The 11,879-nt window shown below is 67.3% G+C and carries 8 protein-coding genes; 2 read left to right on the forward strand and 6 right to left on the reverse strand.

Annotated elements, in window-relative coordinates:
• Window positions 1–693, reverse strand: a 693-nt coding sequence (locus E1261_RS37570; RefSeq protein WP_202875378.1) for a ParA family protein, incomplete at its 3' end; no start/stop codon positions are given.
• A 108-nt stretch (window positions 694–801) separates the two neighbouring features.
• On the opposite strand from E1261_RS37570, the gene E1261_RS37575 reads away from it, so the two are divergent.
• Both E1261_RS37575 and E1261_RS37580 read left to right on the forward strand, forming a co-directional pair.
• Window positions 802–2,313, forward strand: coding sequence for an MFS transporter (locus E1261_RS37575; protein WP_132414511.1), 1,512 nt, complete (start codon window positions 802–804; stop codon window positions 2,311–2,313).
• A 159-nt stretch (window positions 2,314–2,472) separates the two neighbouring features.
• Window positions 2,473–3,351, forward strand: coding sequence for an alpha/beta fold hydrolase (locus E1261_RS37580; RefSeq protein WP_132414512.1), 879 nt, complete (start codon window positions 2,473–2,475; stop codon window positions 3,349–3,351).
• Here the strand turns inward: E1261_RS37580 and E1261_RS37585 are convergent.
• The 5 genes from E1261_RS37585 to E1261_RS37605 all read right to left on the reverse strand — a co-directional run.
• Window positions 3,348–6,590 (reverse strand): DUF2961 domain-containing protein, encoded by a 3,243-nt coding sequence (locus tag E1261_RS37585; protein WP_132414513.1) that lies wholly within the window; start codon window positions 6,588–6,590, stop codon window positions 3,348–3,350. The two genes, E1261_RS37580 and E1261_RS37585, sit on opposite strands and share 4 nt — an antisense overlap.
• 102 nt (window positions 6,591–6,692) lie before the next feature.
• The gene (locus E1261_RS37590; protein ID WP_132414514.1) at window positions 6,693–8,816 is read right to left on the reverse strand and encodes a hypothetical protein; all 2,124 of its coding nucleotides are present in this window, start codon (window positions 8,814–8,816) and stop codon (window positions 6,693–6,695) included.
• Complete coding sequence (locus E1261_RS37595) at window positions 8,813–10,330, reverse strand: family 43 glycosylhydrolase (protein WP_132414515.1); 1,518 nt, start codon at window positions 10,328–10,330, stop codon at window positions 8,813–8,815. The genes E1261_RS37590 and E1261_RS37595 overlap by 4 nt, the downstream gene beginning before the upstream one ends.
• 106 nt (window positions 10,331–10,436) lie before the next feature.
• Entirely contained in the window at window positions 10,437–11,501 is a 1,065-nt protein-coding gene (locus E1261_RS37600; RefSeq protein WP_132414516.1) for a hypothetical protein, read from the reverse strand.
• The coding region (locus tag E1261_RS37605) for an RNA polymerase sigma factor (protein WP_132414517.1) at window positions 11,498–11,879 on the reverse strand (382 nt) is incomplete at its 5' end. The genes E1261_RS37600 and E1261_RS37605, both read right to left, overlap by 4 nt.

Raw genomic sequence — 11,879 nt, forward strand, 5'->3', positions numbered from 1 at the left:
GGTGAGGATGGTTTCGCCTACTGCCGGGGCCTCGGCGAAGCGGATCGACTTGGGGATGGCCGGGGCGAGGACGTTCAGGGAGTAGGTCTCAGCGATGGTTTCGAGGACTGCGCGGGCGTGGGTGGTGCGGCCGTCGTACAGGGTTGGTAGTACGCCGAGCACCCGCAGGCCGGGGTTGGTGAGCTGCTGGACGTCGTGCACGGTGTCGAGTAGTTGCCCGACGCCACGATGTGCCAACGTCTCGCACTGCAAGGGGATCAGTACGTCGGTTGCCGCGGACAACCCGTTCACCGTCAGCAGGCCGAGGGTGGGTGGGCAGTCGACGATGATCCAGTCGTACGACGAGCGCACGGATCGCAAGGCCGTGCGCAGCACCTGCTCCGGGCCAGCCTCGCGGGCCAGCTGCACCTCCGCGGTGGCCAGCTCGATCGTCGCGGGCAGCAGGTCCGGGCCCTCGTCGAACTCGATCAGCACGTCCCGCGCCTGCACGCCGCCGAGCAGCACGTGGTGCATCGACTTGTCGAGGTCCTCGGGGTCGATGCCGATCGAGAAGGTCAGGCAGGCCTGCGGATCGAGATCCACCAGCAGCACGCGCTGCCCGAGCTCGGACAGGGCAGCACCGAGTGTGGCGACGGTGGTCGTCTTGGCCACGCCGCCTTTCTGGTTGGCAACCGCGAGAGTGCGAGGAGGCACCCGGCCATTGTGCCGCACTGCGGAACACCCGGGTGACACCCCACCGTGTCCCGGCCGTCACACCCCGCTCTTGACCTCAAGGGCACTTTAACTCCCAGCATGGCGGGCATGAGCGAATCGACGACCGTAAGTGCACGAGCCGGGCGGCGAGAGTGGCTGGGCCTCGCCGTACTGGCGCTGCCGACCATCCTGCTCGGTCTGGACGCCACGGTGCTGCACCTGGCCGCGCCGGTGCTCAGCACGGACCTCTCCCCCAGCTCCTCGCAGCTGCTGTGGATCGTCGACGTCTACGGCTTCGTGGTCGCCGGTCTGCTCGTCACGATGGGCACAGTCGGTGACCGGATCGGCCGGCGTCGACTGCTGATGATCGGTGCGGCCGGGTTCCTGGCCGCCTCGGTTCTGGCCGCGTTCGCGACCAGTCCGGAGCTGCTGATCGCGGCCCGGGCTCTGCTCGGGCTGGCCGGGGCGACGCTGATGCCGTCGACGCTGTCCTTGCTGAGCAACATGTTCCATGACCCGGATCAGCGGCGGCTGGCGATCGCGATCTGGATGACGAACTTCATGGTCGGCGGCATGGCCGGCCCGCTGATCGGTGGGGTGCTGCTCGATCACTTCTGGTGGGGTTCGGTGTTCCTGATCGGCGTCCCGCCGCTGGTGCTGCTGCTGATCGCCGCACCGCTGCTGCTGCCGGAGTTCCGCAACCCCAAGGCCGGCCGGATCGACCTGCTGAGCGTCGTGCTGTCCACCGGCGCGATCGTGGCGGTCGTCTACGCCATCAAGGAGACGGCGAAGGGTGAGGCGCACCTGACCACGCTGGCCATCGCTCTGTCCGGTGTGGCGCTCGGCTGGGTGTTCGGACGCCGCCAGCTCCGTCTGAGTGAGCCTCTGGTCGATCTGCGGCTGTTCCGGCGGGCTGCGTTCAGTGCGTCGCTCGGTGCGCAGATGTTCGGGCTGTACGTGCTGGCTGCACTGCAGTTCCTGACGGTGCAGTACTTCCAGCTGGTGCTGGGGATGTCACCGCTCGAGGCGGGGCTCTGGATGCTGCCGATGATGGTGACCGGGATCGCGGGCACGCTGGCCGCGCCTTGGGTCGTCCGTCACCTCCGCGCCGGTACGGCGATGACAGTCGGCTTCGTGGTCGCCGTACCCGGACTGGCTCTGATGGCCACGGCTGGGCGGCTGCCGGTGGTGATCGGACTGGCGGTGGTCAGTCTGGGCATCCAGGTCGTGCTTGCACTCACGTACGACGTGGTCGTGAGCAGCGCACCTCCGGAACGAGCAGGGGTCGCGTCCGGCATGGGTGAGACCGGGACCGAGCTCGGAATGGCACTGGGGATCGCCATCGGCGGCAGCCTGGTCACAGCGGCGTACCGGGCTGCGGTGACGGTGCCGGGCGGCGCAGCGGACTCTGCTCGGGACACTCTGGGCGGTGCAATCGCAGCGGCGGAGAGTCTGCCCGGTCCGGTCGCGCAGGAGCTGCTGGCCAGCGCCCGCGACGCCTACACCGGTGGCGTGCAGCTGGCCGTGCTGATGAGTGCCGTGATCATCGCCGTACTCGCCGTGGCGACAGCCAAGCTGGTCCGGACCGACCAGGGCGTGTCTCTTAAGTCCGCGCCGTAGCGAGCATGTGCTCGGTGCGGTAGCTCGGCGTGCTGGAGGGGAGGCCTCGATGTCTTTCCATCGTGGCCTTTCCTCCAGTGCGGCGAGGTGCCGTGCCGAGTGCAGCGCAGTAGGCGTGGGCTTAAGAGACACGCCCTAAAGCGGCTACTCTCTTTACCTGTGAGTACGCCACGAACGATGACGCTGCCGGACGGGGTTCATCCAGCCACTCTGGAGACCGACCGCGGCTCCTTCGCGACCCTCCGGGCAGTACCCGAGATCGGTACGCCGCTCGGCACGGTACTGCTCGTTCCGGGGTGGACCGGTAGCAAGGAGGACTTCACTCCGCTGCTCCACCACCTGGCTCGGTACGGGTGGATCGCGGTGGGCGTGGACCAGCGGGGCCAGTTCGAGACCCCCGGTCCGGACGAGGCGTCGGCGTACACGCTGGAGGCACTGGGCGCCGACGTGGTGGCGATGAGCGTGGCGCTCGGCGGCTACAGCCAGCTCGTTGGGCACTCGTTCGGCGGACTGGTCGCGCGGGAGGCGGTGCTCATCGATCCGTCGGTGTTTTCGACGCTGACTCTGCTGTGCACCGGTCCTGCTGGATTCACGGACGAGCAGACGCTGCAGGGTCTGCAGATGCTCGCGTTCGGTCTGGACAACCTCCCGATCGAGCAGGTCTACGACCTCAAGCTGGAACACGACGCCAAGCACCCCGCGTACGTCGAACCGCCCGAGGAGATCGCAGCCTTCGTCCGCAAGCGCTTCGTCAGCAACTCACCGATCGGCCTGGCCGCGATCACCCGGCACCTGACTGATGCGGTCGACAAGACCGACCGCCTGGCCAAAGCCGGCGTCCGCACCCAACTCGTCTACGGCGAAACCGACGACGGCTGGCCCCTCGCCGTCCAGAACGACGTCGCCGAGCGCCTCGGCATCCAGCCCGAGATGGTCTCCGACGCCGGCCACTCCCCCGCCATCGAACAGCCGGCCGCCACCGCCCGCCTCCTGGTCGACTTCTTTCACGACCGAGCCACCTTCAACAATGCGGTTTAAGGCCGCAGAGCGGACGGCGCGGGCCATTCGGCGTTGAGTGCGAAGTAGTCGTGCCAGAGCGGAGCCTGGGGGTCAGGGGTGAAGTCCTGGCCGTTGGAGGGGGCTACGAAGACGTCGCCGGCTGTTCCTCGGGTGAAGGTGATGATGTCGGAGCGGCCGTCGCCGTTGAAGTCGCCGGAGCCGGGGGCTTCGGGGGCTGGGGCGAAGAAGCTGTGCCAGAGGTCGCCGTCGCCGGTGAACCCGGTGCCAGTGGAGGTTGCGACGTACACGTCGCCTGAGGTGCCGCCGGCGAAGGTGGCGATGTCGTCGCGGCCGTCGCCGTTGTAGTCGCCGACGTCGGGGGTCTCGGTGTTGATGGCGAAGCGGCCGTGCCACTTCCAGGTGGTGCCGAGGAACGATTTGCCGTCCGACAGGGCGACGAAGACGCTGGCCGTCGTACCGCGGGTGAAGGTGACGATGTCATCGCGGCCGTCACCGTCGAAGTCGCCGACGTCGAGGAGTTCGCCCGGCCAGCCGAAGTCGCCGTGCCAGAGCCAGCTGTCCTGGACGAAGCGGCCGCCGTCGGACAGCGAGACATAGGCGTCGTGGGTGGTGCCACGGGTGAAGGTGACGATGTCGTCGCGACCGTCACCGTCGAAGTCACCGACCATCGGCACCTCGTCGCCGACCGCGAAGTGGTCGTGCCACTTGGTGGCCGGGAGGTAGCCGTCGACGCCGTTCGACAGCGAGACCCAGACGTCCGCGGCGGTACCGCGGGTGAAGGTGATGATGTCGTCGCGTCCGTCGCCGTTGAAGTCACCGGTCGCCGGGATCTCGTTGCCGATCGCAAAGGACGAGTGCCACAGCTTGCCGTCGCCGAACTTGCTGCCGGTCGACTTGGCGACGTACACATCGGCTGCCTCACCGCGAAGGAACGTCACAATGTCATCCTTGCCATCGGCATCGACATCGGACACCGTCGCGATCTTCGCAGCCGCGGCCAGCGATGCCGGGGTTCCGAGGTTGCCTGAGGCATCGACCGCGATCACCTTGTAGAACCGTTGCAGACCGCCCTTGAGCGACTTGTGCAGGAAGCCCGGTGTCGGCGCGGTCCCGATCAGGTTCGCAGGCGTCACCGGCACATCAGCCGTGGTCGCCGAGTAGATCCGGTACGACGTTGCCTCCAGCACCGGATTCCAGTTCAGCAGCACGGCGTGCTTACGCGGCGTCGCCGTCAACCCGCTCGGAGCGGCCAACCCACCACCGGCGGTGTACGGGTCGACGATGCTCGCCGTGAGATAGCTGGCCGCGGTCCAAGTGCCGACCGGCGTGATCGTCACCTTGACGCTGCTCTTGCCGGCAGTCGCTGATGCAGGCAGCGGGAACTGGTCGGACAGCCAGCGCATGGTCCCGTTGCCGAGCGGCTGCCGCCAGGTCCCGACCGGTACGTCGTCCACGCTGACCGACGCCTCCTGATACTTCTGCGCCTGGTCCGACATCCGGCGCAACAGGACACCCCGATTAGCGGAATCGACCGCCATCCGGAACGTGATCGGCCCCTGCCCGGAGCGGACCTGATCGGTGATCGGCAAGTAGTCGAAGTCCCCCTCGGCCACACTGCTCAGCGTGGCCGAGGTACCGCTATCGGCGTACTGGTGGGCGGTCCGATCCGCAGAGTCGCCCAGATCCAGGGCATCCGTCTCGCGAGTGCTGACGGTCGGTTGCGTGTAGAGGAACGCGGTCGAGCCGTAGTCGGCGAACCAGTCGTTCTGCTGACCGTGTTCGATGCCGAAGCGCAGCGCGGAGTCATAAGCGATCGACTCGGTCAGCAGCAGGCGGTAAACCGCATCACACTCCTGCGCACAGCCGGCGTTCCCCACCTCGTGCGCGGTGTTACCGGTGAAGGCCGCGCTGTAGCGGCCGCCGGCGAAGTACCAACCGGCTTCGTAGAAGTCCTCAGTGCCGGTGCCGTGCTGCTGCGGTGACATCGATCCGTCGAGGTAGACCCGCTCATCGCCTTCGAGGTACCCGCGGTTGACACCCTCCATCGTCTGCGCGACGCCGACGAGCTTGCCGCGGCCGGTCTGGTCGGCGACTAACCAGTCGTCACCCCACACAGTCTTGCCACTGTGCGAGAACGCGGTGAAGTACGCCGCTGGGCCGCCCGGAAGGAGAGCAGTGCTCCATTTTGTGTCCGGTGCACTCGTCAGCTGCAGCTCGACGTTGCCGACAGCCGCTCCGGTGGAGTTCACCAGCGACACCACGGCCGATTCGCGGTAGGGCATCGGCCACCACGTCGTGAACCAGCCACCCGCGGCAGGGTCGGCGGCGAACATCAGCGACTTCACCGAGTACGCGCCCAGACCGGTCCCGAAGAACTCCCCCACCGGCGAGTCGACCGTACGGCGGCCGTCGAACGCGATCCGCAACCGCAACCCCGCCAGTACGGCGTCCGACGGCGTCACCCCGACGAACCGCATCCGCAACGCACTGATCGCACCGGGCCCCTGAACGGTGCCGAAGGCAACTTCCTGGCCAGCACCAACCGGGTGCGTCTGACCAGCCGTGGTCGATCCGGAAGCGGCCGGCTTCGGATCCGCCGTACCAGCTGCGCGCAAAGTCGTCAGTACGTCGTTCGCCGGATCGGCCGGGTCGAACCTGGTCACACCCTCCGCGTCCGGGAAGTGCCGGTAGTTCACGTGGTAGAAGAACGGGTTGTGCTGAACCACGATCTGCATCGACTGCCGGTACGCCATCGGCACCTTGATTTGGAATCCACCGCCGGCCTGGGACGCGTTGGCGACCAGCGGATGCACGAACGGTGCACCGACTCGACCGTCGGTGACGTCCTTCAGCGACCGGTTCAGAACCGTCGTACCGTCCAGCGTGATCGCGATCGTCCCGGTGTCGGTGACGTCCGGAACGTCGTTGCGCAACCTCGTGAACCAGATCGAGTCGATCTGACCGGGCCCCGCATCCTCGGCGATCACGCACCCGGCGGCGACCTGCCGCAAGCACGAGTCCGCCCCGTCGAACCCGTCGTTGTTACTGCCACTCCGCGCGAAACCGGAGTACTGGCGGGTGCTCGTCCCGGCGGACAGATACGGCAACCGGTCGAGCTGCCGCAGCGTGTCCCACCCGACCGCCCCCTTACCCACAACTTCCGAGGCAGTGGCCAGGGCGGGCGCCGGCGCGACGAGCGGAACGGCCAGGACCAACCCGGTCAGTACGGCGACGGTCAGGCGGAAGCGTCCGGACATCGACTGTCTCCTCAAGGGGGCGGCGGTGATGAGAGTCCGTCTGGAGAGTCTCATCACCGCCCGGGAAATCGATATCCTTACGACGTCCGTCGAATGGTCCGCTCAGTTGGCGGTCAGGACTTGCGCTTTCATGCCGGGGTGCGGGCTGACGATGGTCCAGCCGGTACTGCCCTGCTCGAAGTCGCCGTTGGTCACAGTCAGCCCGACCGCGTCGATCTCGTCGAACCCGACATCGACCAGGAAGTCACCCACGCCTTGCTGCTCACACAGCGCGAACTGCAGGACGACCGACGATTCGCCACGGACGAACTGGGTGATGTCCACTGCACCCCAGTTGCCCTGACCGTTCATCCAGACCTTCGGTGACTCGGCGGCATCAAGGTTGCTGAGCAGCTTCTTCTCCTTCGACGTCACGATCGTCACCTGCTTCATGTGATAGCCGAGCAGGTCCGCGGCGAACCCGCCGTAGTCCCACCACGAGATCTCGTACCGCGAGGCGTTCGGGTCAACGGCCATCCGCTGCTCGGCCCAGACACAGCTCCCCGTCGTGGTCGCCGTCCGCTCCGGCACGAACAGGCTGAGCCGGCCCTTGCCGTACATCGCGCTGTTACGGATCGCGCCGACCCCACCAGGCTGGTACGTCGTTCCGGTTCGCGGCAGGTCGCCCGGAATCGGGGTGGCCGGAGTCGTCGGTACGGCGGGTTGCGGCTGACCGCCGAACGCCGCCGCGATCACGTCGTACACATCCTTGGCCTGGTGTGAGCTGAACTTGTCGATCGTGCCGTGGATGATCGGGCTCTGCTGCTTGAACTGCCAGGCCCGGGTGGCCGGGTTGACGTCCTCGAAACCGAAGTTCGCGATGCTGAAACCGGTCGGGACCAGGCTGTCGAAGCCGACGTCGATCGGGAAGTTCGCCGGATTCTGGGCGTAGAGCTTCAGACTGAGCTTCGCAGTCGTCTTGCCGCGCAGGGCGGCGGTCAGGTCGACCGATGCCGGCGCCCAGGTGAAGCCGAACTCGTCCGCCACGTCCGATCGCCAGACGACCTGATCGTCGATCAGCACTTCCTTGTACAGCTTGCCGGACTTGGCCGGCGTCCGGCTGACCTGGTCGTAGGTCGCGAACCGCAGGTTGTAGCTGCCGGCCGCCGGATCGACCGTGACCTGTTGATAGGCCTCCGCGAACCCACCCGCCGGAGCGGTCGTATAGATGCCTTGGGCAAAGCTCAACCGGCCTTCACCGGTCTGGGCAAGGTTGTTCGAGGCAATCGTCGGACGCCGGTCGTAGTTGACCGGGGCGCCATAGGCAACGATCCCGCCGATGCGGCCATCGGCGGCATACGGCATCGCCTGCTTGAGCGACTCCGCGACGTACTCCGGAGTCGGCGGCAGCGCGGCGTCGAGGAACCGGTCGGTGTAGAGCAGCAGGATCAGATCGAGGTGTTTCGGGGTCAGCTTCGCGAGCAACTCGTCCAGCTGGGCAGCGACATAGCGCGCATCTGTCGTGCTCTGGCCACCGCCGAGGTACGGGAACAGGACACCGTCGATGTACGGCGCGAGCCGGTTGAGGTGCGCGTCGGTGTAGTCCCAGTAGTACATCGTGGTCAGGAACCCGAGGTTCGGGTTGATGGCGTCCTGGGTCTGCTTGATCTGTGCGAGGTACTGAGTGGTGAACAACTTCTCGTTCTGGCCGATCAGGAAGTCGTCGATCTGCCAGGCCTTGACGTTCGGGTACTGCAACGAGAGCGTCGCGATGTTACGTGCCCAGGCGATGAAGTCGAGTTTGAACGGGCGCGAGCAGTAGCCCTCCAGGTACGGACCCTCGGGCCGGTCGGCCTGGCATTCCGACGGCGGCACCAGATCCAGCCAGATGTCGATCCCGGCCGCCCGGGCCAGCGGGGCGAACTCACTACGCAGATCGTCCCAGTCCGTCGGCGACTCCCAGATCCCGAACAGGTAGGTGTTCACATTCATCGCCTTCAGCCGCTGGATCAGCTTGGGCGAGTCGTAGTGGTACCGGCCGTCGGCGCGCGGCTTGGTCTCGCGGGTCTCCGCGTCGATCGTGTTGCCGCCCGTCTTGGAGGTCAGTACGCCGCCGGGCGGGATGATGCCCTTGGTCCGCGTCTTCACGTCCGGGAACTGCTGCTCGGCCTTGGTCTCCGTCGCCATTGCCTGCTGACCGGCGAGAACCATCCCGGCCGCTGCGATCAGTGCCATCCAGCGCTTCATCCGACCTTCTCCAGCTTCCACTGCTGGCAGGCGCCCTGCCAGTACGGCCAGACCCGGACGTCGGCCCCGGCCGCGGTAGCGCAGCCGTCCACGTCCAGCGCTTTGCCGCCGATCTTCGAGAGCACCTTGTAGTACCCGTTGCCCAGGGCATCGAGGTACCACTCCTGGCAGTCGCCACCCCAGTACGGCCACTGGATCACGTCGGCGTGATTCGCGGCCGAACAGTTCGCCACGTCGAGCGCCTTACCGCTGTGCGCGGCGAGAAGCTTGTACGAGCCGTCGCCGTTGTAGGTGACCTTCCATTGCTGGCAAGCGCCGCCGTTCGCGGTCCAGACCTGGACATTCGCCGCATCGGCAGTCGAGCAGCTGGCAACCTCGAGCAGGTTGCCCGGGTTGTTCTTCGGTGACAGCTTGTAGGTGCCATCAGCAACAATATCGGCTCCCGGATCACCGCTCGGAAGCGTGACCGTCTCCCACGAAGACTTCGGTACGCCGAGTTGCGGCTTCCCGGCGGCGTCGTACGAGACCTTGCCGATCCGTACCGCGCGACCCGAGCTGCAACTGCCGACAGGAGTACCGTTCGAGCTCGTGACGCCGTGGTAGACGATCCAGGCCTCCTTGCCGTCGGGCGAGGTGAAGAATCCGTGGTGACCGGTGCCGAAGACCCAGCCGGCGTCATTGCGCTTGAAGACCGGCCCGCTGGACTTGGTCCATGCGGACTGGCTGAGCACATCGGCGCCGGTCAGCTCCAGGACTCCGAGCGAGTAGTCGGGTGACTCACAGGCGCTGGCGGAGTAGTAGATGTAGACCTTGCCGTTGTGGATCAGCGAGACCGGACCCTCGGTGACCTTGCGGCCGTTCTGCTCCCACGGCTGGTCAGGGGTGGCGAGCTGGGCAGGCGGGCCGCTGATGGTCCACGGGTTGCTCATCGGGGCGACGTACAGGTTCTGGCCGTTGGCGCGGCCGCTCGACCACAGGTGGAACAGGCGGCCGTCGGGGAGCTTCATGACGCTGCCGTCGATCGAGTGGAAGTCGCCGGTGTCGAGCTTGGCCTTGAAGGTGTACGGGCCCATCGGGTGGTCGGCCTCGAGGACGAACATCCGGTGCATGGCGTCGTTGCCGTTGTCGGCGGTGTAGTACAGGTACCACTTGCCGTCGAACTGGTGGATCTCCGGCGCCCAGAGGTTGCAGCACGCCTCACCGGCCGGCGGCTGCCAGAGCGTCTGCTGCGGCGCGGCCGCGAGACCGGCCACCGAGGGGGCCGAGACACCGACGAGTTTGTCGCCGTGCGTGTAGAGCAAGTGGTAGTTGCCTTCGGCAAACACCATCCAGGGGTCGGCGGCGCTCTCCCGGACCGGGTTACGGACCGTGTTCGGGCGGGCCGGCAGGACGTCGGCCGCCGCCTGGGCCTGCGGTTGCTTGACGGGCGTCGGAGCTGCGTCGCTGGTGATCGGCAAGAACGCCGAGAGCACCAGCGATGCCCCTACTACGAGTCCGGACAGCACTTTCGCCATACCTCACCCCTCGTGTCGATGCGGACACGATGACACGGCAAGGACAGGTCCGTCCGGCGTTTCGATCCTGGTCGAAGACCACCTTCGGTCCCCGCCGTTGGATCGGCTACCTCACGGGCACGACCGCAGGCTCGATCCGCAGGTTGTCGAGGCCGATCGGAGCCAGCGCCGCCTTCACAGCATCCGTGTAGACCAATAGCCGCACGTTCTCGCTCGCACCGTCCATCTGCGTGTACGACGTGGTGATGCCGAGGGCGTCGCGGTTCATCAGGCCGGCCACCTTGCCGGAGAGCTGCTCGGCGTCCCCCTGGCTCAACCGGGCCGGGGCCAAGCAGAGATTGCCGTCGTAGACCTCTTCGAACGCTCTCCGGAACGCTGCCCGGTCACCGTGCGCCACGCCGACGAACACAACTACGGGCTTGGTGCGACCGTCGCCGTACGGGCGGTAGATTACCGGGCCGAAGGCCTGATCACGGTGCTGGTCGAGGAACTTCGCGACCTTCGGATCCTCGATGTTGCTCGGCTTCACCGGCCAGCCGCCCTTCGGCGGTGGGCACGGGAGCGGCGGGGTCACGAAGTCGCGCTCCGGTGTCGGCGCAGCCTGCTGCTGTACGGCGATGGTCCGGCCGGTCCAGATGCCGGTGAGCGTGGCGCGGCCGGTGCGGACGCCTTGGATGGTTGCGAGGTCGGTCAGCCGGCTGACATCCACGCCCTGCAGGCTGACCTTGAGGCCGTCGGGACAGGTCGGCGCCGGTGCCTTGCCCGGCATGTGACCGATCAGCGGGATCGGGCGCGACGGGCAGAACACGGGGGGCACGTTCGGCGCGGCGATGACCTCGCCGCTGACGCGCACCTTGGTGCCGTCGCGGACCAGCAGGTCGTCGTTCGAACCGGTCGGCTGGTTGCCGTTGGCAACGGACTCGACGGCCTCGGGTGTCGGTGCAGGTGCTTGGGCGGTCTGCGGCGCCGCTGTGCCGCCGTTGGGAAGGATGCTCAAGGTCGCCGCAGCAACCGCCACCACACTGGCCGCAGCCAGCGCCGGCACCCACCGCCGCGGCCGCTGGCGCGCACCCGTGATCCGGTCCAGATCCGGCTCAGGTGCCGACGGCTCATCGGCGCGCCACTGCGCACCGGCCCGCACCAGCAGCTCGTCGACGTCGTCGATCTTCATTCCCTGACCTCCAGCAACGTGCGCAAGCGAGCCCGCGCATCGGACAACGTGGACTTCACGGTGCCCTCGGAACACCCCATCACCGCGGCCGTGTCGGCCACCGACAGATCCGCGAAGTAGAAACAGTCGACCGCCAGCCGCTGCCGCGCCGGCAACTCCCCCAGCGCCTGCCCGACATCGATCCGCCCCTCCACATCGGACCGCACCCCCGGCCCGTCGAACTCCTCCAGCACCCCGGCCGGCCGCACCTTCCGCGCTGCCTTCCGCGCCTGGTCGGCCGTGATCGCCAGCAACCACGCCGAAGCGGTCCCCCGGCTCCCGTTGTACTGGGCCCGCTTCACCCAGGCCCGCGCCAGCGCCTCCTGCACGATGTCGTCG

It is taken from the genome of Kribbella albertanoniae (genome assembly GCF_004348455.1).
GTDB classification, from domain to species: Bacteria; Actinomycetota; Actinomycetes; order Propionibacteriales; family Kribbellaceae; genus Kribbella; species Kribbella albertanoniae.